We start from the raw sequence: 19,646 nt of genomic DNA on the forward strand, positions 1-19,646 counted from the left end.
AAGGCCGCCGCATAGGTCCAGATCTGAGAAAATCATCAGACCTGCGTGCCAGAGCGCGCCCCCACCCTTGCAAACCGCAGGGACATGGCGCTAGGAATTGCCATGCAGATTTACCTCCCCATAGCCGAGGTGTCGGTCAACGCCTTTCTCCTGTTGGGGCTGGGTGGGCTTGTGGGGGTCCTCTCGGGGATGTTCGGTGTTGGCGGTGGCTTTATCCTGACGCCGCTGTTGTTCTTTATCGGCATTCCGCCGGCGGTCGCGGTGGCGACTGGGGCCAATCAGATCATGGCCGCCTCCTTTTCCGCAGTCCTGGCGCATTTCAGGCGCAAGACCGTTGACCTTGAAATGGGTACGGTCCTGTTGATTGGCGGTCTGATTGGTGCGGCAATGGGGGTTTTTGTCTTCAATTACCTCAAGTCGCTCGGCCAGGTCGATCTGCTGGTCACGCTCTGCTACGTGGTTTTTCTTGGCGTTATCGGTGGGATGATGTTCATCGAGAGCCTGCGCTCCATTCGCAACACTCGGCGCGGCGTGGTCCCCAAACGCAAGAAACATGGGTGGGTGCATCGCCTGCCGTTCAAGATGCGGTTCCGCACCAGCGGTCTCTACATCTCAGTGATCCCGCCCCTCTTGGTTGGGACCAGCGTGGGTATTCTGGCGGCGATCATGGGTGTTGGCGGCGGCTTTATCATGGTGCCCGCGATGATCTATTTGCTGGGCATGCCGACCAAGGTCGTGGTGGGCACCTCGCTCTTTCAGATCATCTTTGTGACTGCCTTCACCACGCTCTTGCATGCGACAACCAATTACACGGTGGATATCGCATTGGCCGTGCTCTTGCTGGTGGGGGGCGTGATCGGCGCACAGTTCGGGACATCCATCGGCACCCGGATGAAAGCCGAGCAGTTGCGCATCCTCTTGGCGATCATGGTTCTGGCGGTTTGTGGCAAGCTGGCGTTCGATCTTTTGGTCATGCCATCGGAGCTATATTCTCTCGGTACGGACGGGGCACCGTGATGCTCTGGCGTCTGGCGCTCTTGCTTGGTCTGGCCGCAATGCCGCTGCGCGCCGAAGAGGTGGTTCTTGGCCTCAGCAAGGCCAAGGTGGCCATCACTGCCACCTTTGAAGGGTCCGAGATCCTGATTTTTGGTGCTGTCAAGCGCGAGGCCCCAATTCCCGATGTGCCGCTGGACGTGGTCATCACCGTCGCAGGACCGTCAGAGCCGGTTACCGTGCGGCGCAAGGACCGCCGGTTTGGCATCTGGGTGAATACCGATATGGTCGTGCTTGACGCCGCCCCGAGTTTCTATGCTGTGGCCACAACCGGGCCGCTCGATAAGGTGATGTCGGATACCGAGGATCTGCGACACCGAGTGTCAATCCCACGTGCGATCCGCTCTGTCGGGGCGGCCAGCATGGCGGAAGATGCCGAACGCTTTACCGATGCCCTGATCCGCATCCGCCGTGATCAAGGGGCCTATGCCATGCGCGAAGGCGCTGTGGTGCTGGATCAGGAAACGCTCTTTCGCGGTGCGATCCAACTCCCGGCCAACCTGACCGAAGGGGAGTATCTCACCCGGATATTCCTGACCCGAGAGGGGCGCGTGGTGTCACAACTCGAAACCGTGATCGACGTGCAGAAGGTGGGGCTGGAACGCTGGCTTTATACCTTGTCCCGGCAGCAACCGCTGGTCTATGGCCTGATGTCGCTGGCCATTGCCATCGCAGCAGGCTGGGGTGCATCTGCAGCCTTTCAAGCGATGCGGCGCGGCTAAAACCCGTATCGGGCCGCGCACCTTACGCCGTGACCCCTAACCCTATGATCAAGATAGAGAGCCAATGCGCCTGAACATCGACGTGACCATGGACTATCAGCTGACGGGGCATGACACCGTGCTTTTGACGTTGGAGGCGGCCCAGACCGATGGGCAGATCGTGGTCGAAAGCACACTCGATGTCGAGGGCGCCGATCTGCGCTGGATCAACGTCGAGGGGATGCCGGGGCGGCGGGTCTGGGCGCATGTGACCAGCGACAGGATGAAGCTGCGGTATCGCGCATTGGTCGAGGTGACGCGCATCGGCTCGGGGCTAGAGGGGCTCGCAGCCACGCCGATGCGCGACCTGCCCGGCGAAGTGGTTAGCTACCTTCGCCCCTCGCGGTTCTGCCAGTCGGATCTCCTGACCGAATTCGCGGCCCAACAGTTTCGCGGTCTTGAGGGTGGCGCGCGGATTGCGGCGATTGTGGACTGGGCCCGGTCCGAGATCAGCTATGTGTCTGGCTCATCCGGTGCCACAACCTCGGCCGTGGATAGTTTCATCGCCCGCAAGGGGGTATGCCGGGACTATGCCCATCTTGTGTGCAGTCTGGCCCGCGCGGGCAATATCCCGGCGCGCTACACCTCGGTTTACGGTGCTGATGTGGACCCGCCGGATTTTCACGCGGTGGCCGAAGTCTGGCTTGAGGGGGCGTGGCACCTTGTCGATGCCACCGGCATGAGCAGCGCCGCCGACATGGTGGTGATCGGCTCTGGCCGGGACGCAAGCGATGTGGCCTTCATGGAAACCGAAGACTGGGCGCGTCCACTCTGGCAAACGGTCGATGTGCGGCGGGTGTGATCCCCGGCCTTCAGCCGCGCCCGATATACGGCATTTTTGTCGCCATCAGTGTCATGAACTGCACATTCGCCTCTAGCGGCAGATCCGCCATGTGCAGCACTGATGCGCCCACATGATCCACGTCCATCGTGGGCGGCGGCGCGTCGGGATTGGCGGCGATGATCCCCTCAAGCAGTTCGGTACGGGCGTTGCCGATGTCGATCTGGCTGCACGCGATGTCATAGGGGCGTCCATCAAGGCTGAGCGTCTTGGTCAGGCCGGTGATCGCATGTTTGGTGGTGGTATAGGCCACCGAACCGGGACGCGGCGCATGGGCACTGATCGAGCCGTTGTTGATGATCCGCCCCCCCATCGGGGATTGATTGCGCATCTGGGCAAAGGCCGCGCGCGCACAGAGGAACATGCCGTGCAGGTTCACATCCACGACCTGCCGCCATTCCTCATAGCTCAGCTCGTCGATCATCGCGGCGCGGCCAAAGCTGCCGGCGTTGTTGAAGAGCACATCCAGCCGTCCGGCGCGGGCAATGAAATCCTCGAACACCTGCACCACATCGCCGGGGTCGGTCACATCGCCGGGCAGGATCACGGCGTTGGCATGTCCCTTGGCCACGCGCTCCAACGCCTCAGCCCGCCGCGCCATCAGCCCCACATGCCAGCCGGCCTCTAGAAAGCTCCGCGCGCAGGCGGCCCCAATACCGGCGCTTGCCCCGGTGATCAGAACGGTTTTCATGTCTCTTCCTCCTGTTCGAGTTGCAGAGGCGCGGCCCCGCCGCGCAAATCCTCTACGGTCAGTGGTGCGGTGGGTTTGGACAGGCGGTTGCGCACAATCCAGTGCAACCGCTCTTCGGCGCGGGTGATCGCCACATAGGCCAACCGTTTCCAGAGCGGTTGCCCCGCCTCAGACCGTCCCATGCGGGCCGCGGCGTAGATGTCTGGGGCAAAGACCTGCACATCGGGCCATTGGCTGCCTTGCGCCTTGTGAATGGTCACGGCAGCCCCGTGCAGGAAGGTGGCCCCCATAGTCGCGGCAAAGGGGATGAACGGCTCTTCCTCATCCGGTTTCTCGATCTTGACGATCGAGGCGGCAGAGATTTGCGGATCTTCGGCCCCGATTACATGCAGGCGCGAAAACCCCGGCTTGCGCCCCGGCCCGAGATAGACCACCTGCGCGCCCTTGATCAGGCCGCGCGCCTCGAGATCAAGCCGCTTCTTGCGGTGCTTGAGCGGCAGTTCGATCCCGTCACAGATCAGCGGCTCGCCCGCTAAAAGCGCGGTTTCAGGCGCGCCATGCACGGCGCGAAAGGCATTGATCAGACGAATGCGCGTGGCATTGCGCCAGACAAGGACGGGCGAGCGCGCCATCAGATCAACCTCGACCCGCTCGGCCCATCTCACACGGTCGTCACGTCGCGCGGCATCCTCAATCATCCGCTCGAAATGGTGAAATTCCAGTGCAGGATCAGCGAGGGCGTGGGCCAGATCAAGAATGGGATTGTCCGCGTCCTGTCGATGAATGCGGCTCAGTTCCAGCCGCGCAGGCGCGGGCAGGGTTTCAAACACCATACCGCCGGTGGATTTGACGGGCGGCAACTGCGCCGGATCGCCAAAGAGCAGCAGGGTCGGGAAAATCTCTTGCAGGTCTTCGAATTGCTGGCTGTCCAGCATGCTCGCCTCATCTACAAACCCGATATCGAGCGGCTCTTCCCGCCGCTTCCAGCCGGTGATGAAATCAGACCCTCGCAGGCCCGCAGCGGCCAAGGCACCGGGGATGGATTTGTTGCTCTGGTAAAAGGCAAAGGCACGGTCGAGCGCCAGATCGGTCAGCCCTTCGATCTCGGGCCGCTCGCCTTGGCCTGCCAGCCATTCGGCGATTTTCTCATATTCCGGGTGATAGACGGGGGTGTAGAGAATGCGGTGGATGGTGGTGGCGGGCACGCCGCGCATGCGCAGCACGCTCGCGGCCTTGTTGGTGGGGGCGAGGATGGCCAGGGTGCGTTTATCGCGGCGCTTGCGGCTCTCGTAATCGCCCGAGACGATGTCGACGCCTGCCTCTTCCAACGCGTGATAGAGCGCGGCCAAGAGCAACGTCTTGCCTGACCCTGCCTTGCCGGTGACGGCCAGCACAGCTCTTTTGCCCTCGCGCGGCGGGGTCAATACCCCAGAGTCGAGATCGACCCCGACCGTGCGCAGAGCCTCGGCAATGCGGTCATGCGCCTCGGCCTGATCCGGCGAATATGTCAGTGCGGTTTGCGTCATGGCGCGACCCTAGCGTTCCCTCAGGGTAGGTGCCAGAGCCAAAGGCGCTTGACCAGTCGGGGCGCACTTCCCTATTGCAGCGCAGGCGGTTACTGTCAGGCAAAAAGGCCGGGGGCGCCGGAGACGCGCATCTCGCGACCAAGGGGAAATAGACAATGGCGCATATCATCGTCGTCGGCAACGAAAAGGGTGGCGCGGGCAAATCTACCGTGTCGATGCATGTGGCGACTGCCCTCGCACGCATGGGCCACAAGACCAGTGCGCTTGACCTCGATCTGAGGCAGCGAACCTTTGGCCGTTATGCCGAAAATCGTGCGAAATTCATGGAGAAATCCGGCCTCGATCTGCCGAGCCCGCGCTATCATGAACTGCCCGAAGTGGCGGCGGATCAGCTTAAACCGGGCGAGAATGTCTATGACCGACGGCTGTCGGCTGCGGTGGCAGAGCTTGAGGCGGACAGCGACTTCATCGTGATTGATTGTCCTGGCTCTCATACCCGTCTGAGTCAGGTGGCGCATAGTCTTGCCGATACGCTGATCACGCCCCTCAACGACAGTTTCATCGACTTCGACTTGCTGGCGCATATTGACAGCGACGGCAAGAAAATCCTTGGCCCCTCGGTGTATTCCGAAATGGTCTGGAGCGCCCGACAGTTGCGGGCGCAGGCCGGACTGCGCGCGATTGACTGGGTTGTGGTCCGCAACCGTCTGGGCGCGCAGCAGATGGTCAACAAGAAGAAGATGGGCGATGCCGTCGACAACCTCGCCAAGCGGATCGGTTTTCGTGTGGCGCCGGGGTTCAACGAGCGGGTGATCTTTCGGGAATTGTTCCCGCGCGGTCTGACGCTGCTTGACCTCAAGGATATCGGGGTTAAGGGGCTCAATATCTCGAATATCGCCGCGCGTCAGGAGCTGCGCGATCTGATCAAGGCGCTCAAGCTGCCGGGGGTTACGGCAAATTTCTGAATCTCCGCAGACCAGTCAGACGGGTGGTCCCGTGCGCGGATGCGGGCGGTTGCGCAACCGCTTGTTGCGCGACAACGCCCAGAGGTTTGAGGCAAACAACGCCCCGATCACAACCGCTCCACCGATGATCGCCCAAACTCCGGGATCCTCGCCCACCACGGCCCAAACGAGCAGCGGGGCCAATACGGATTCGAGCAGGATCAAAAGTGCCACCTCAGCCGAGGCGATGTAGCGCGGTCCAAGTGTCAAAAGACAGGTCGAGACGCTGATAAACGCGCCATGCGCCAGGATGAGTGGCCAGTTGCCCTGCCAGACCACCACGGGCTGCGCCACTGGCCAGATTGCCAATGACGCCCCCAAAAAGGCCAGCGGAATAGCCGGGATCATCGACACGGCCCTGAGTTGCCGCGCCGTGGTCATCGCGCCCGCAAAACTGGCCGAGACCCCAAGCGCGATCAAATCGCCGCTCCAATGCGCGCCATGTGTTTCGCCTGATCCCCAGGCAATCACGCCCAGCCCTGCAAACACGCCCAGCATGGTCAGGATCATGCGTTGGCTGATCGCCTCGCCCAGAAAAATGCGGCTGAAAATCGCGGCAAAGACCGGCATGGAGGCAAGGATAAATACCACATTCGCCACACTGGTCAGGCTGACAGCAAAGACGAAACCCGGTGCTGTGATAGCAATCAGAAAGGTATAGAGCAGACCCGGCTTGCCGGTTTGCACCACCTGCCTGATGCCGCGTAGCCCTTGGGTGGTCAGCACACCTGTCAGGATCACAGACCCCGCCGTGATGCCGCGCCAAAACGCGATGCTGGCCGCGTCGCCGTCAATCAGCCGCACGAAAAGCGAATCCGGCACGACGAAGAGCACGCCGAGCGCGGTGATGATCAGGCCTTTGAGATGCGTATTCATCGGGCAATCTCTGGGGGGATTGCCGGGCAAAGTAAACCCCGTCTTGGCTCTCGCCAAAGCGCGCGGGCGCGGTCTATGCTGCGCCGGTCAGCCAAAGGAGTGCCACCCCATGCCCGCCCCCGAAAACCGTTTCAAATCCGCCCTAATGCGCGGCGAGCGCCTGATTGGATGCTGGGCTGGGTTTGCCGATCCCTATGCGACCGAGGTCTTGGCCAGCGCCGGGTTTGACTGGCTTGTGATCGACGGGGAACATGCGCCCAATGATCTGCGCTCGATCTCGGCGCAATTGGCGATGCTGGTGGGACGTGCGAGCCTGCCGGTGGTGCGGCTGCCCATGGGCGAGGCTTGGGCGATTAAACAGGTTCTGGATGCAGGCGCGCAAAGCCTGATCATCCCCATGGTCGAGAGCGCCGATCAGGCGCGCGATCTCGTGCGCGCCACGCGCTATCCCCCCGAGGGTATCCGGGGCTCCGGCGCGGCCTTGGCGCGCGCCTCTGACTTCGCGCGCATCACCGATTACATCCCCACCGCCAATGCCCAGATCTGCCTGATCGTGCAGGTCGAGAGCATGGCGGGCATAGACGCGCTCGGGGATATTCTCGCGGTCGAGGGAGTGGACGGTGTCTTTATCGGCCCCTCTGATCTGGCGGTTGATATGGGCTTTGTCGGCAATAGCCACGCGCCCGAGGTGCAAGAGGTGATCCAGGGTGCATTAAAGCGCATCGCCTCCTCGCCCAAAGCGGCGGGCATCCTCGCGCTCAATCACGACACGGCGCAACATTACGCGAACTGGGGCGCACAGTTTCTGGCGGTGGGCATCGACGTGGTGATGCTGGCACAGGCGGCGCGCGCCACCGTGGCGCGTTGGCGCGTTGATGGCTGATCTCTGGCTTTTGGTCGATGTGGGCGGCACCTCTACGCGGGTCGGGCTGGCGCGCGGCGGACAGCTTGACCGGGGCAGCACGCACAGCTTTCGCAATGCCGATTTCTCGGGGCTGGCCGATATTCTTGATCACTACCTCAACCGTCACCCGACCCCGCCCACCGCGCTTTGTGCCGGGGTTGCAGGGCCGGTGCGGGGCGACACCGCGCAACTGACCAATCTCGACTGGTTCATCGACAGCGCCGATCTGGCACGCGTCACCGGCGCGCGCGATATCCACCTGATCAACGATCTGGCGGCGCAGGGCTATGCCTTGGATGATCTCGATCCTACCGATATCACGCCGCTGATCGACGGGACCACGCCGCCACCAGAGGCCGCGCGCATGGTCATGGGCCTTGGCACCGGCAGCAATATCGCCGTGGTGCATCGCACGCCACAAGGTCTGTTCGTGCCCCCCGCCGAGGCTGGTCATAGCAGCCTGCCGCACTCTGACGGCCCCATCGGCACCCTGATCGCAGGCCTTGCTGGCAAGGAGACCCACCGCCCGCTTGAGGCGCTGCTATCGGGGCCGGGGCTTGTGCGGCTGCATGTCCACCTGAGCGGCGACATCCTGACCCCGGCCCAGATCATCGCGGCGCATCTGGCAGGCGATGCCGGGGCCTGCGCCAGCCTCACGGCATTTGTGCGGCTCTTGGGCACCGTGCTTGGCAGTCTGGCGCTCAATCACCTGCCGATGGGCGGGATATACCTGATCGGCGGCACCGCACGGGCCGTCGCGCCGTTCCTTCTGCCCTTGGGTTTTGCCGAGACCTTTACCGCCAAAGGACCCTACAGCCATATCATGCGGGATATCCCCCTCAGCCTCATTACCGACGACAATGCCGCCTTGCGAGGCTGCGCCCGGTATCTGCGGCAACGCCATCCCTAACGCATCTTCGCCAATGGCCCACTTCCACAGCGGTCCCGGCTCTGCCATAATGCCCCCCAACCAACAAAAAAAGAGCAGTGGCATGAACGATCTTCTCTCGCCCACCCCGAAATCCGACTACGATGCCTCGTCCATTCAGGTGCTCGAGGATATGGAGCATGTCCGCCTGCGCCCCGGCATGTATATCGGCGGCAAGGATGATCGCGCTCTGCATCACATGGTGGCTGAGATCATCGACAACTCGATGGATGAGGCGGTCGCGGGCCATGCGACATGGATCGAGGTGGAGCTGCATGCCAACGGCCATGTCAGCGTGCGCGACAATGGGCGCGGCATTCCGGTTGATCCGCACCCCAAGGACCCAAAGAAATCCGCGCTCGAAATCATCTTTTGCACGCTGAACGCAGGCGGCAAGTTTTCGGGTGACAGTTATCAGACCTCGGGCGGTCTGCACGGCGTTGGCTCGTCGGTTGTCAACGCGCTCTCGGATCATCTGCGGGTCGAGGTGGCGCGCAACCGCGAGCTTTACATGATGGAGTTCTCACGGGGCATGCCGCAAGCGCCCTTGGTCAAGATTGGGGCCGCTCCCAACCGGCGCGGCACCTCTGTCACCTTTCATCCGGACCCCGAGATCTTTGGTTCTCTCACGCTCAAACCAGCGCGGCTGTTCAAGATGGCGCGCTCCAAAGCCTATCTCTTTTCCGGCGTTGAAATCCGCTGGAAGACCGAGATCACCGATGGCGAGACACCAACAGAGGCCACGTTCAAATTCCCCGGCGGCCTTGCGGATTATCTGGGCGAGACCCTGAATGGTGCCACCACCTATGCCGAGCGTCCCTTTGCCGGGACCGTGGATTTCCGCGATAAATACAACGTGCCGGGCAAGGTGGAATGGGCGATCAACTGGACGCCTGCGCGCGACGGTTTTATCCAATCCTATTGCAATACCGTGCCCACGCCCGAGGGCGGCACGCATGAGGCCGGGTTCTGGGCGGCGATCCTCAAGGGGATCAAGGCGTATGGTGAGCTCAGCAACAACCGCAAGGCCGCGCAGATCACCCGCGAGGACCTGCTGGCGGGCGGCTGCGCGCTGGTGTCGTGCTTTATCCGAGAGCCGGAGTTCGTCGGCCAGACCAAGGACCGCCTTGCCACCACCGATGCCGCCCGCATGGTCGAGGGCGCTGTGCGCGACCATTTCGACAACTGGCTGGCGGCGGATACCAAATCGGCGGGGGCGATCCTTGATTTCCTCGTGCTGCGCGCCGAGGAACGGCTTCGACGTCGCCAAGAGAAAGAGACGCAACGCAAGACCGCGACCAAGAAACTGCGTCTGCCCGGCAAGCTGGTGGATTGCTCCTCCAGCACCCGAGAGGGCACGGAATTGTTTATTGTCGAAGGTGATTCCGCGGGGGGCTCTGCCAAAATGGGCCGCGACCGCAAGATTCAGGCGCTCTTGCCGCTGCGCGGCAAGATTCTCAACGTGCTGGGCGCCGCCTCGTCCAAGCTGGGCAGCAATCAGGAGATCAACGATCTGACACAGGCGCTGGGCGTCGGGCTGGGGACGAAATTCAATCTCGACGACCTGCGTTATGACAAGATCATCATCATGACCGACGCCGATGTCGACGGGGCGCATATCGCGGCGCTGTTGATGACGTTCTTCTTTACGCAAATGCGTCCGATGATTGACGCGGGGCATTTGTACCTCGCCTGCCCGCCGCTCTATCGCCTGACGCAAGGGTCAAAACGCGTCTACTGTCTGGATGAGGCCGAGCGCGATGTCTGGCTGGCCAAGGGGCTGGGCGGCAAAGGCAAGATCGACGTCAGCCGCTTCAAGGGTCTGGGTGAAATGGACGCCAAGGACCTCAAAGAGACCACGATGGACCCCCGCTCGCGCAAACTCATCCGGGTGACGATAGACGAGGACGAACCGGGCCAAACCAGCGATCTGGTCGAGCGCCTGATGGGCAAAAAGCCGGAACTGCGGTTCCAGTATATCTCGGAGAACGCGCGGTTCGTGGAGGAGTTGGATGTTTGAGTCGGAAAGGGAAAAAATACTCTGATGGACGAAGTTAAAAAGTCATGGAAACTTCTTACGCCCATCCAGTGGCTGAAAAAGCTGCTGTCGATTGGCTCTTGGCTTTATAAACAGAGAACAGGTTGGGTAGTAGTGCTCGTATCTGCGATTGCATTAATCTTTCCGTGGTTGTTGTCGTCGCTGTTCTCAACAATCTCAGAAAACTGGCTGCGCAAATATGGATTGTTGATTCAGATAATGGGCTTCCTGCTCGCATTGTATGGCGTAAACTCGAATCTCAACCAGCTAGGATTGCGCTCGATCCCCGCTAGAATTTGGGAGTACCTTCGAGAGTTTCCAATCTTGCCTTGGGACGTTAAGCGAACTTATCTCAGGTCTGCTATGTCTGGAGGGTCTTCCGGTTCTTCCGCCGTGTCGGGGACTGTCATCAGCGTAGGTGGTTCACTTGAAGAAAGACTTGATCGACTGGAAGACGATTATAGAAAGTTGGTCAAAGAAATACGCGATATTGATAACAAGCGCGAAGTCGACAAGAAGCAGATTTTGAGTAGGTTCAAAGAACTTGAACGGGACTCTGAGACGCGTACAGATGATTTACGTTCAGAATTCTCGCGGGTGTTTGAAAGTGCTATTAAAATAGAAATTCTTGGTATTCTATTATTTGTAGTCGGATCTGCATACGCTACAATTCCAGATCTGATGGTTAACCTGATGCGCTAGTTGGCGTACGAAGGAACCTTAACATCGGCACCAACCCTCGAAGAAACACCGTCGCGCGAGCCACCTCCACGGCACCCATGGGGTAGGCCATCGCCCACCCCATAATGCCCTCCACGTTCAGGCGTAGAACAGATCACAATGGACATGCCGCGTGATCTGGTTGCGGCTGATCCCCAGAGCGGCAAGGTCCGCGTCGCTGCGGGCCTCAAGTTCGGCAATGAATGCGCGGCGTGAGGTGGTGCTGGTCAGCACCTCGAGCCCTGTCGCGACGGCCCGGACGACCCGCGCGGAAAGCCGGGCGCGCTCTGTTGACCGCTGATATCCTGAGGGGGTCGAGTTGATGAGTGTAGATGCCATTTGCTTGTCTCCTGCATTGTCTGCACTCAGAAAACAAGTTTATTGATCAGTTATCAATATTGATATTCCGTTATTTGATTTTATTTATCTATCGTTGCTCCTGCAAAGAACCGATGGAAGTGATGTGAGTATCTCTGCGCCGCCTCAAATGTGGCGAGCTGAAACTCACCCCATAGACGATCCTGCGACCGTACAGCAACGGCACCGACGAGAGATGCGGACGGCCTTAATGCAATCTGCGGTCGGGGGATTAGCGCGGGTGGTCGGGGGTCACGTCCTGATACTCAGTCTCGACCACGTCGTCTCTGGCGGGGGGCGGACGGTTGCCCATCTCAAACCGGTGCACATGCACGCGTTGGCGAACCTGCGCAAAGACCGCTCGTCGGACCGACGGTATCAGAAGGGCAAAACCCACCGCGTCGGTGAAAAACCCCGGTGTGAGCAAAAGTGCCCCCGCAAAGAGGATCATCGCCCCATGGGCCAACGGCTCTGAGGGGTCATCCAGTTCAGAGAAGGAGCGGCGCAGGTTTGACAAGGCCACCGCCCCCTGCATCCGCAGGAGCCATGTGCCGATCACGGCGGTCAACACGACAATCGCCAGCGTCGGCCAGAGCCCGATCAGCCCGCCCACCTGAATAAACAATGCGATCTCGATAATCGGAACGGCAAGAAATGCCAAAAAAAGCCACATGCGCGGCCCTCCTTTGTTTTATGACCCTTACGGTGGACTTGGCCCTGTCCAACCCCTACATAAGAACGAGCGTTGACGCTTACCATGCCCCGCACAACAAGAGGTGCCCATGAATTCGCCGATTTTGCAGTTACTGGTGCTTGCCGGTATCGCCATCTTTTTGATTTTGCGGCTGAAGAGTGTTCTGGGCACGCGCGACGGATTTGAAGGTCCGGCCCGCAACGCGCCCACACCCGAGACCAGCCGCCGCCGTGAGTTCGAGGTGATCGAGGGCGGACCGGATCACGACATCGTTGATCATGTGCCCGAGGATTCTGAGGCAGCCGGCGCCTTGGCCGATATGAAGCGGATCGAGCCGGATTTCAGTGTCACGACCTTCTTGCAAGGGGCGCGCGGTGCCTATGAGATGATCCTGATGGCCTTTGAGCGTGGCAAGCTGGATGAGATCACGCCGTTTCTCGATCGAGAGGTCTATGAGACCTTTGCGCAGGTGGTCGATTCCCGCGAGCAGCAGGGGCTGAGCATCGAGGCGGAGTTTATCGGAGTGCGGGAATTGTCGCTGTTCGATGCAAAATTCGATGCGGCGACGCGACGTGCGGAAATAACGGTGCGCTATGTGGGCGAACTGGTGTCTGTCGTGCGAGATAGCAACGGCGAAATCGTCGAGGGAGCACCTGGCCAGTCAAAACGTCAGAAGGATATCTGGACCTATGAACGTATCATGGGGTCGGATGATCCCAACTGGCGGCTTGTCGCAACGGGCGAATGACCAAAGGGCTGTGGCGGATCGTTCTGGGGCTGTGGCTCTGGTGCGGGGCACCGGCCACGGCGCAGGACGTGTCGCACGAAATCCTAGGCTTTGATGATCTGAACGGCTGGTCCGAGGATGATCACGCGGCGGCGCTCTCGGTGTTTCTGAACACCTGTCCCGATATGAAGGACCCTGATTGGCGCGCGCTCTGTGCGCTGGCGCAGCAGAGGCCGGATGCGCGGGGGTTCTTTGAACTCTTTTTCCGTCCAGTGATCGTATCCGAAGGCAAGCCCGCGCTCTTTACCGGCTATTTTGAACCCGAGTTGAACGGCGCGACGCGCCCCGATGGGCGCTATCGTTACCCGGTTTACCGAGAACCCCCCGAAGCGCGACTGTCGAACCCCTGGATCACACGCCGCGAGATCGAAACGACGGATGTGATGCGCGGTCGCGGGTTGGAGATTGCCTGGGTTGATGATCCGGTAGAACTGTTTTTTCTACAGATCCAAGGGTCAGGGCGGATCAGACTCGAGAATGGACAGGTGATCCGGGTGGGTTATGCCGGAGCCAACGGCCAACCCTATCGGTCGATTGGCGTCGAACTGGTGCAGCGCGGCATTTATTCGGTGCATCAGGTGTCGGCTGAGGTGATCAAGAACTGGGTGCGGCGCAATCCGGAAGAGGGGCGTGACCTGCTCTACCACAACCCGTCCTATGTGTTTTTTCGCAGGCTGGATAATGTGCCCGCAGAACGTGGACCGCTTGGGGCGATGAACCGTTCTGTGACGACGGGGCGCACAGTGGCGGTCGATCCGGCCTTTGTGCCGCTTGGTGCGCCGGTCTGGATCGAGAAAGAGGGCGATGGCCCGATCCGCCGCCTGATGGTGGCGCAGGATACCGGATCTGCGATCAAAGGTGCACAACGGGCTGATATCTTCTTTGGTACTGGCGATGCGGCGGGGCAGGCGGCGGGACGGCTGCGAGATCCGGGTCGGATGGTGGTGCTGATGCCGATTCAGCGCGCCTATGCGATGCTACCGGAGCAGGCGCCGTGAGCCGCAGGCGCGTCCGGCCTGACGAGTTGGACCTGTGGCATCAGGTGGCGCGCACGGCGCAGCGCATGCGACCCGAAGAGCCACGATCCGACGACAGAGCACCCGAACCCATGATCCGCAATCCGCGGAACGCCCCGGTTCAGGCCCGGCTGGAGGATTTTCAGATCGGTGCCACGTCTGGGCGCCCGAGTCCTGCTCATGATGTGTTGCCTGCGATCTCAGAGCGGCTGGCCACCGCGCCGGTCAGCATGGACAAGAAGGCGTTTCAGCGGATGAAACGCGGAAAACTGGTTCCTGAAGGCAAGATCGACCTGCATGGCATGACCATGGACCGAGCGCATCCTGCGCTGACGGGGTTCATTCTGCGGTCGCATGCGGCGGGGTTGCGGCTGGTTCTGGTGGTCACAGGCAAAGGCAAGGATCGCGATACCGGGGGACCGATCCCGGTACGGCACGGCGTCCTGCGTCATAATGTGCCGCACTGGTTGCGAATGCCGCCGCTCGCGCCTTTGGTGTTGCAGATCACTGAGGCGCATCTGAAACACGGCGGTGGCGGGGCCTATTATGTGTATCTAAGGCGTCAGAGATAGAGACGGGCGCGACCGCGACACCCCGATGGCCATCATGACGCTGGTAAAGATGAAATAGCCTGCAATGATCACGAATTGTGCTTCGATTCCAAGGCCCAGGTCTATCCCCAGCCCAGTCAGACCCGGCCCGATGGCAGAGCCAAATACCATGAGCGCAGCAGCCATGGCCTTTATGCTGCCAAGGTGGGCGGTGCCATAGAACTCGGCCCAAAAGGCATTTGGCAGGGTGCTGTTCGCCCCTGTGGTCATTGCGAGAAACACAAACCCCGCGAGCAACAGGCCCGGACCATCCGCCATGGCGAAGCAGAGAAAGGCCACGACCATCGGTAATTGCATGAAGGGCAGGAGCCGCGCCGTGCCAATGCGGTCAAGCGCCCAGCCCGAGAGGATCATCGCGCCGATGCCCACGGCCGTATAGATCGGAAACATTGCCACCAACGCCACGTGGCTGACCGCCTTGACCTCTGCAATGTGCACTTGATGAAAGAAGAACGCAGTGTTGAAGGCTGAGGGACCAAGCAGGGCTGGCACCATGAACCAGAAAAGGTAATGCCTAAGCGACTGGTTGCGGGTCCAATGACGCGCGTCCATGCCGAGCGATTGGCTGGTCTGAGCCCAGCTCTGCGGCGTGCGTTCCCGCCGCAAGAGAAGGAGCAGAAGCGGGATGCCGATGGCTGCAACGATGCCGGCGGCAACCCAGAGGACTCGCCAGTCGTGCACCTGTAGGAGCGAGACGAAGATCAGCGGCAAGAAGGCCTCGCCGAGGGCGAAGCCGAGGGTGGCGACGGAGAGGGCTTTGCCGCGTGCCGCCACGAACCAGCGGGCCATCGCGACCACGGCGAGGTGGCTCATCATGCCCTGGCCGGTGAAACGCAGGGCGAAGATCACAAATGGCAGGAGCCACCAGACCGGGTTGGTGGCCATGAAAAGACAGGCTCCGACCATCAGTGCCAGCACCAAGGGTGCCAGCCGCCGAACCCGGAAGTGATCCGTGAGGCCCCCGGCCCAGACCATCACCAGCGCCGATGCCGTCGTGCCTAGCATGTAAATTCCGCCCCATTCCCCGTGACTTAGCGCAAAAGTCTCGCGGATTTCGCCGGCGAAGATCGAGATGAAATAGGTCTGCCCGAAACTGCTGAGAAAGGTCAGGAGAACCCCGGCGGTGAGCCAGGGTGCGTTGTCACGGAGAAAGGCGAGAATCGGCATGCCCCTTGTTCGCGTGAAACGGGGGGGGGAGGAAAGACCCAACTGTTTGGCCCTTTGGAAAGGTCGCTTTTGAGTATTTTGGGAACAGTGAAGCGTAAACTGCGTCTCTATGCCATCATCGTTCCTTAAATACTCAATCCAATGCTGGAGGTCTGCGCATCATCACAGAACGTAGCGCGAGAGATCGGCAGATTTCATCAACTCGCCAAGATTGGTGTCAACGAAAGCCGCGTCCACCACCACGCTCTCGCCTGCGCGGTCGGGGGCGGTGAAGGAGAGTTCTTCGAAGACGCGTTCCATAACGGTGTAGAGGCGGCGGGCGCCGATGTTCTCGACCGATTGATTGACCTCTGCCGCGATATGGGCGAGGGCGGCGATGCCGTCTTCGGTGAAGGTGACCGTCACCTCTTCGGTGCCCATGAGGGCGGTGTATTGCAGGGTGAGCGCATTGTCGGTCTCGGTCAGGATGCGGACGAAATCGGCCTCGGTCAGGGCGCGCAGCTCGACCCGGATGGGCAGGCGGCCTTGCAGTTCGGGCAAGAGGTCTGACGGTTTGGCGATGTGGAAGGCGCCGCTCGCGATGAAGAGGATATGGTCGGTCTTGACTGCGCCATACTTGGTCGAAACGGTGGTGCCCTCGATCAGCGGCAGGAGGTCGCGCTGCACGCCTTCGCGGCTGACATCGGCGCCGCGGGCGTCGGAGCGGGCGCAGACCTTGTCGATCTCATCAAGAAAGACGATGCCGTTCTGTTCGACCGCCTCAAGGGCGGTGCGATTGACCGCCTCGTCGTCCAAGAGTTTGTCGGCCTCTTCTCCGATCAGCAGTGCATAGCTGTCGGCGACACTCACGCGCTTGGTGGTGGTGCGCCCGCCGAACGCCTTGCCAAAGATATCGCCCAGATTCATCATGCCCATCTGGCTGCCGGGCTGACCGGGAATATCCATCATGCCCAAGGGGTTGGAGGTGTCGGCGACCTCGACGTCGATCATTGTGTCGTCCAGCAGGCCATCGCGCAGTTTCTTGCGGAACATCTCGCGGGTGCCCTCACGCGCATCCTCACCGGCGATGGCAGTGATCACACGTTCCTCGGCGGCATGCTCGGCGCGGGTCTTGACGTCTTCGCGCATCCAGTCGCGGGTCTGGGCGATGGCGCTGTCAACGAGATCGCGGATGATCTGCTCGACGTCGCGACCGACATAGCCGACTTCGGTGAATTTGGTCGCCTCGACCTTGATGAAGGGGGCGCGGGCGAGTTTGGCCAAGCGGCGGGAGATTTCAGTTTTGCCGACGCCGGTGGGGCCGATCATCAGGATGTTCTTGGGATACACCTCATCGCGCAAATCATCCGAAAGCTGCTTGCGCCGCCAGCGGTTGCGCAAGGCCACGGCGACAGCGCGCTTGGCGTCGTTCTGGCCGATGATGTAGCGGTCCAGCTCCGAGACAATCTCTCGCGGGGTCAGGTCGGTCATTTGGAAATCCTTTCCACCGTCAGGTTGCCATTGGTGTAGACGCAGATGTCGGCGGCGATGGCCATGGCGCGGCGGGCGATCTCCTCGGCGGTGAGGCTTGGGTTCTCGGCCAGGCCGCGTGCGGCGGCGAGGGCGAAATTGCCGCCCGAGCCGATGGCGGCCACGTCATGCTCGGGCTCCAGCACGTCGCCGGCTCCGGTGATGACATAGAGCTGATCGCCATCGGTGACGATCAGCATCGCCTCCAGCTTTTGCAGGTATTTGTCGGTGCGCCAGTCCTTGGCCAATTCCACGCAAGCGCGTTGCAACTGTCCCGGTGTCGCCTCGAGCTTGGTTTCCAGCCGTTCGAGCAGGGTAAAGGCATCCGCCGTGGATCCGGCAAAGCCTGCGACCACAGGATGACCACCGGGCGAGAGGCGGCGCACCTTGCGGGCCGTGCCCTTGATCACCGTCTGGCCAAGGCTGACCTGCCCGTCACCGGCGACGACAACCTCGCCGCCGCGCCGCACGCCGATGATGGTGGTGCCATGCCAACCGGGAAAATCGCTCATGTCTCAGGGCCTCCGTTTTCGTTCTGCCCTATATGGAAGGCGGCGGCACAGGGTGCAAGGGTGGGTTAACCCAAGAGGTCGCGGGCGACCTGATGAAAAATCCGCGCGCCGATGGGGATGAGGTCATCGGGGAAATCGTAATCAGGGTTGTGCAGCGCTGCGTGAGTGGTGCCCGCCCCAAGAAAGAGCATCGCGGCCTTGGCGTGATGACCGAAGCGGCCAAAATCCTCGGACGCGCGCATTGGCAGGCCGCGTGCGTCATGCGGCACCTCCAACGCATCCAGCGCATTGCACAAGATCAAGGTCGCATCCGGGTCATTTTCGCAATGCGTGAAGATGTCGTGATAGCTGATTTCGACGGTGAGGCCATGCGCGGCTGCGGACTCGGTCACCAGCGTTTCGGCCTGCTCGCATAGCGCCTGCATTTGCGCGTCGATCAGGGTGCGCAGGGTGACGTAGAGCGTCGCCTCGCCCGGCGCGATGCCAAAGGCGGGGGCGCCCATTTGGGCATGTGTCACCGTGACCAGCGTGAAATTGCTGTCTTGGGGCGTGCCGTGGCTGAGGGCGGTCAGCGCAGGCATGAGATGGGCCAGCGTTTGCATCGGTGAGCGGCCATTCTCGGGCTCTGACGCATGGGCAGATTTGCCGGTGAGAGTGACGGCCATGCCACGCGAGGCGCAGTTGACCGGGCCGGGGATCAGGCCGACGTGACCCAACGGCAGGCCCGGCATATTGTGCAGGGACAAGGCATAATCTGGTGAAATAGTCTCGAATATTGGGTCGCTCAGCACTGCCTCTGCCCCCGCACCGGTTTCCTCTGCGGGTTGAAAGAGCAGGACCACACGCCCGCGCGCAGGGCGTTCGCGCGACAACAGCCGGGCGAGCGCCAGCAGCACTGCCATATGCCCGTCATGACCGCAGAGATGCCCCGTGCCCGGCACGGTCGAGCGGTGCGGCAGATCGCCCTGCTCGGTGATCGGCAGCGCGTCAAGTTCACAGCGAAAGAGGAGAGTCGGGCCCTGGTCACGCCCCTCATAGACCGCCGCTACGCCATGGCCGCCAAGCCCGGTCAGGAGCCTATCGGGCGTGTGAGCGCCAAGCACGTCGGTGATGCGCAGTGCGGTCCCCTGCTCTTGCCCCGACACCTCAGGGTGTTGGTGCAACACGCGGCGCAGGGAGGTTAGCTCTGTGATGTCGGCATTGGTCAGGGTCATGGGGCGATCATGCAGGTTTTCTGGACAAAGAAAAAGGGCCGCGACAGGCGCGACCCCCTTCCACGAGGTATTTCGGCGGTCTCAGATGCTGTCTTCGATCCAGCTCTGAAGTGCAGCCTTGGGGGCAGCGCCAGCGCGGTTCGAGACAACCTGCCCATCCTTGAAGATGAAGAGCGCCGGGATGCCGCGCACGCCCATGGCGACGGCGGAATTCGGATTGCTGTCGACATCAACTTTGACGATCTTGATCTTGCCGGACATCTCGGTCGACAGCTCTTCGAGCACGGGGCCGATCTGTTTGCACGGGCCGCACCATTCGGCCCAGAAATCCACCACGACGGGGATGTTGGAATTCTTGACTTCGGCGTCGAATGTGGCATCGGTGACGGCAACGGTGGCCATGTCTTTTCTCCTAGCGATCAGGGTTTCGAGCCTGA

The 19,646-nt window shown here is 61.3% G+C and carries 21 protein-coding genes; 11 read left to right on the forward strand and 10 right to left on the reverse strand.

The genetic code is table 11. The features are described from left to right. Positions 1-102 precede the first annotated feature (102 nt). The 3 genes from ROS217_RS06725 to ROS217_RS06735 all read left to right on the forward strand — a co-directional run bounded on the left by ROS217_RS06725 (position 103) and on the right by ROS217_RS06735 (position 2,616). Positions 103-1,017: a sulfite exporter TauE/SafE family protein gene (locus ROS217_RS06725; protein WP_009816941.1), complete on the forward strand. Its 915-nt coding sequence runs from the start codon at positions 103-105 to the stop codon at positions 1,015-1,017. After that, entirely contained in the window at positions 1,017-1,775 is a 759-nt protein-coding gene (locus ROS217_RS06730) for a TIGR02186 family protein (RefSeq protein ID WP_009816942.1), read from the forward strand. Before ROS217_RS06725 ends, ROS217_RS06730 begins: the two co-directional genes overlap by 1 nt. A gap of 64 nt (positions 1,776-1,839) precedes the next feature. Further along, positions 1,840-2,616: a transglutaminase-like domain-containing protein gene (locus tag ROS217_RS06735; protein ID WP_009816943.1), complete on the forward strand. Its 777-nt coding sequence runs from the start codon at positions 1,840-1,842 to the stop codon at positions 2,614-2,616. A gap of 10 nt (positions 2,617-2,626) precedes the next feature. Here ROS217_RS06735 and ROS217_RS06740 read toward each other — a convergent pair whose 3' ends face one another. After that, complete coding sequence (locus ROS217_RS06740) at positions 2,627-3,346, reverse strand: SDR family oxidoreductase (RefSeq protein ID WP_009816944.1); 720 nt, start codon at positions 3,344-3,346, stop codon at positions 2,627-2,629. Then, positions 3,343-4,872, reverse strand: coding sequence for an ATP-dependent DNA helicase (locus ROS217_RS06745; RefSeq protein ID WP_009816945.1), 1,530 nt, complete (start codon positions 4,870-4,872; stop codon positions 3,343-3,345). Before ROS217_RS06745 ends, ROS217_RS06740 begins: the two co-directional genes overlap by 4 nt. A 155-nt stretch (positions 4,873-5,027) precedes the next feature. Here ROS217_RS06745 and ROS217_RS06750 point away from each other — a divergent pair, with 155 nt between their 5' ends. Beyond that, a complete protein-coding gene (locus tag ROS217_RS06750; protein WP_009816946.1) occupies positions 5,028-5,837 on the forward strand; it encodes a division plane positioning ATPase MipZ in 810 nt (269 codons plus the stop codon). 15 nt (positions 5,838-5,852) lie between these two features. Here ROS217_RS06750 and ROS217_RS06755 read toward each other — a convergent pair whose 3' ends face one another. Beyond that, positions 5,853-6,752, reverse strand: a complete 900-nt coding sequence (locus tag ROS217_RS06755; RefSeq protein ID WP_009816947.1) for a DMT family transporter — start codon at positions 6,750-6,752, stop codon at positions 5,853-5,855. A 109-nt stretch (positions 6,753-6,861) separates the two neighbouring features. Between ROS217_RS06755 and ROS217_RS06760 the strand changes: the two genes are divergently transcribed. From ROS217_RS06760 to ROS217_RS06775, 4 genes are all read left to right on the forward strand, one after another. Beyond that, positions 6,862-7,635, forward strand: a complete 774-nt coding sequence (locus ROS217_RS06760; RefSeq protein ID WP_040650427.1) for an aldolase/citrate lyase family protein — start codon at positions 6,862-6,864, stop codon at positions 7,633-7,635. Next, positions 7,628-8,566, forward strand: coding sequence for a glucokinase (locus ROS217_RS06765; protein ID WP_009816949.1), 939 nt, complete (start codon positions 7,628-7,630; stop codon positions 8,564-8,566). Before ROS217_RS06760 ends, ROS217_RS06765 begins: the two co-directional genes overlap by 8 nt. Positions 8,567-8,648: 82 nt before the next feature. Beyond that, positions 8,649-10,604 (forward strand): DNA topoisomerase IV subunit B, encoded by a 1,956-nt coding sequence (gene parE / locus ROS217_RS06770; RefSeq protein ID WP_040650428.1) that lies wholly within the window; start codon positions 8,649-8,651, stop codon positions 10,602-10,604. A gap of 24 nt (positions 10,605-10,628) precedes the next feature. Next, complete coding sequence (locus tag ROS217_RS06775; RefSeq protein ID WP_009816951.1) at positions 10,629-11,324, forward strand: hypothetical protein; 696 nt, start codon at positions 10,629-10,631, stop codon at positions 11,322-11,324. A 117-nt stretch (positions 11,325-11,441) separates the two neighbouring features. On the opposite strand, the gene ROS217_RS06780 is transcribed toward ROS217_RS06775, so the two are convergent. Together ROS217_RS06780 and ROS217_RS06785 are read right to left on the reverse strand one after the other, a co-directional pair. Next, positions 11,442-11,681, reverse strand: a complete 240-nt coding sequence (locus ROS217_RS06780; RefSeq protein WP_009816952.1) for a hypothetical protein — start codon at positions 11,679-11,681, stop codon at positions 11,442-11,444. A 250-nt stretch (positions 11,682-11,931) separates the two neighbouring features. Continuing rightward, the gene (locus ROS217_RS06785) at positions 11,932-12,372 is read right to left on the reverse strand and encodes an FxsA family protein (RefSeq protein ID WP_009816953.1); all 441 of its coding nucleotides are present in this window, start codon (positions 12,370-12,372) and stop codon (positions 11,932-11,934) included. A 109-nt stretch (positions 12,373-12,481) separates the two neighbouring features. Here ROS217_RS06785 and ROS217_RS06790 point away from each other — a divergent pair, with 109 nt between their 5' ends. Genes ROS217_RS06790 through ROS217_RS06800 form a run of 3 tightly spaced genes read left to right on the forward strand, consistent with a single transcriptional unit; the run spans position 12,482 to position 14,768 of the window. Next, positions 12,482-13,141: a Tim44/TimA family putative adaptor protein gene (locus ROS217_RS06790; protein WP_009816954.1), complete on the forward strand. Its 660-nt coding sequence runs from the start codon at positions 12,482-12,484 to the stop codon at positions 13,139-13,141. After that, positions 13,138-14,178 (forward strand): murein transglycosylase A, encoded by a 1,041-nt coding sequence (gene mltA, locus ROS217_RS06795; RefSeq protein ID WP_009816955.1) that lies wholly within the window; start codon positions 13,138-13,140, stop codon positions 14,176-14,178. Before ROS217_RS06790 ends, mltA begins: the two co-directional genes overlap by 4 nt. Next, positions 14,175-14,768 carry a Smr/MutS family protein gene (locus tag ROS217_RS06800; RefSeq protein WP_009816956.1) on the forward strand — a complete coding sequence of 198 codons (594 nt, stop codon included), beginning with the start codon at positions 14,175-14,177 and terminating at the stop codon, positions 14,766-14,768. Before mltA ends, ROS217_RS06800 begins: the two co-directional genes overlap by 4 nt. Here ROS217_RS06800 and ROS217_RS06805 read toward each other — a convergent pair. The 5 genes from ROS217_RS06805 to trxA all read right to left on the reverse strand — a co-directional run bounded on the left by ROS217_RS06805 (position 14,751) and on the right by trxA (position 19,611). After that, positions 14,751-15,974 carry an MFS transporter gene (locus tag ROS217_RS06805; protein ID WP_009816957.1) on the reverse strand — a complete coding sequence of 408 codons (1,224 nt, stop codon included), beginning with the start codon at positions 15,972-15,974 and terminating at the stop codon, positions 14,751-14,753. The two genes, ROS217_RS06800 and ROS217_RS06805, sit on opposite strands and share 18 nt — an antisense overlap. Before the next feature lie 162 nt (positions 15,975-16,136). Further along, complete coding sequence (hslU, locus tag ROS217_RS06810; protein WP_009816958.1) at positions 16,137-17,444, reverse strand: ATP-dependent protease ATPase subunit HslU; 1,308 nt, start codon at positions 17,442-17,444, stop codon at positions 16,137-16,139. Beyond that, positions 17,441-17,995 (reverse strand): ATP-dependent protease subunit HslV, encoded by a 555-nt coding sequence (gene hslV, locus ROS217_RS06815; RefSeq protein ID WP_009816959.1) that lies wholly within the window; start codon positions 17,993-17,995, stop codon positions 17,441-17,443. The genes hslU and hslV overlap by 4 nt, the downstream gene beginning before the upstream one ends. A 65-nt stretch (positions 17,996-18,060) precedes the next feature. Further along, a complete protein-coding gene (locus ROS217_RS06820; protein ID WP_009816960.1) occupies positions 18,061-19,209 on the reverse strand; it encodes an amidohydrolase in 1,149 nt (382 codons plus the stop codon). Positions 19,210-19,290: 81 nt separating this feature from the next. Next, positions 19,291-19,611: a thioredoxin gene (trxA, locus tag ROS217_RS06825; protein ID WP_009816961.1), complete on the reverse strand. Its 321-nt coding sequence runs from the start codon at positions 19,609-19,611 to the stop codon at positions 19,291-19,293. Positions 19,612-19,646: the final 35 nt, after the last annotated feature.

This window comes from Roseovarius sp. 217, assembly GCF_000152845.1.
Classification (GTDB): domain Bacteria; phylum Pseudomonadota; class Alphaproteobacteria; order Rhodobacterales; family Rhodobacteraceae; genus Roseovarius.

Bases quoted from the DNA above. Each gene is read 5' to 3' on its own strand.
- ROS217_RS06820 (WP_009816960.1), bottom strand. From the start codon at position 19,209: ATGACCCTGACCAATGCCGACATCACAGAGCTAACCTCCCTGCGCCGC.
- ROS217_RS06765 (WP_009816949.1), top strand. From the start codon at position 7,628: ATGGCTGATCTCTGGCTTTTGGTCGATGTGGGCGGCACCTCTACGCGG.
- hslV (WP_009816959.1), bottom strand. From the start codon at position 17,995: ATGAGCGATTTTCCCGGTTGGCATGGCACCACCATCATCGGCGTGCGG.
- ROS217_RS06760 (WP_040650427.1), top strand. From the start codon at position 6,862: ATGCCCGCCCCCGAAAACCGTTTCAAATCCGCCCTAATGCGCGGCGAG.
- ROS217_RS06775 (WP_009816951.1), top strand. From the start codon at position 10,629: ATGGACGAAGTTAAAAAGTCATGGAAACTTCTTACGCCCATCCAGTGG.
- ROS217_RS06745 (WP_009816945.1), bottom strand. From the start codon at position 4,872: ATGACGCAAACCGCACTGACATATTCGCCGGATCAGGCCGAGGCGCAT.
- trxA (WP_009816961.1), bottom strand. From the start codon at position 19,611: ATGGCCACCGTTGCCGTCACCGATGCCACATTCGACGCCGAAGTCAAG.
- mltA (WP_009816955.1), top strand. From the start codon at position 13,138: ATGACCAAAGGGCTGTGGCGGATCGTTCTGGGGCTGTGGCTCTGGTGC.
- ROS217_RS06750 (WP_009816946.1), top strand. From the start codon at position 5,028: ATGGCGCATATCATCGTCGTCGGCAACGAAAAGGGTGGCGCGGGCAAA.
- ROS217_RS06740 (WP_009816944.1), bottom strand. From the start codon at position 3,346: ATGAAAACCGTTCTGATCACCGGGGCAAGCGCCGGTATTGGGGCCGCC.
- ROS217_RS06785 (WP_009816953.1), bottom strand. From the start codon at position 12,372: ATGTGGCTTTTTTTGGCATTTCTTGCCGTTCCGATTATCGAGATCGCA.
- parE (WP_040650428.1), top strand. From the start codon at position 8,649: ATGAACGATCTTCTCTCGCCCACCCCGAAATCCGACTACGATGCCTCG.
- ROS217_RS06730 (WP_009816942.1), top strand. From the start codon at position 1,017: ATGCTCTGGCGTCTGGCGCTCTTGCTTGGTCTGGCCGCAATGCCGCTG.
- ROS217_RS06790 (WP_009816954.1), top strand. From the start codon at position 12,482: ATGAATTCGCCGATTTTGCAGTTACTGGTGCTTGCCGGTATCGCCATC.
- ROS217_RS06735 (WP_009816943.1), top strand. From the start codon at position 1,840: ATGCGCCTGAACATCGACGTGACCATGGACTATCAGCTGACGGGGCAT.
- ROS217_RS06755 (WP_009816947.1), bottom strand. From the start codon at position 6,752: ATGAATACGCATCTCAAAGGCCTGATCATCACCGCGCTCGGCGTGCTC.
- hslU (WP_009816958.1), bottom strand. From the start codon at position 17,444: ATGACCGACCTGACCCCGCGAGAGATTGTCTCGGAGCTGGACCGCTAC.
- ROS217_RS06725 (WP_009816941.1), top strand. From the start codon at position 103: ATGCAGATTTACCTCCCCATAGCCGAGGTGTCGGTCAACGCCTTTCTC.
- ROS217_RS06780 (WP_009816952.1), bottom strand. From the start codon at position 11,681: ATGGCATCTACACTCATCAACTCGACCCCCTCAGGATATCAGCGGTCA.
- ROS217_RS06805 (WP_009816957.1), bottom strand. From the start codon at position 15,974: ATGCCGATTCTCGCCTTTCTCCGTGACAACGCACCCTGGCTCACCGCC.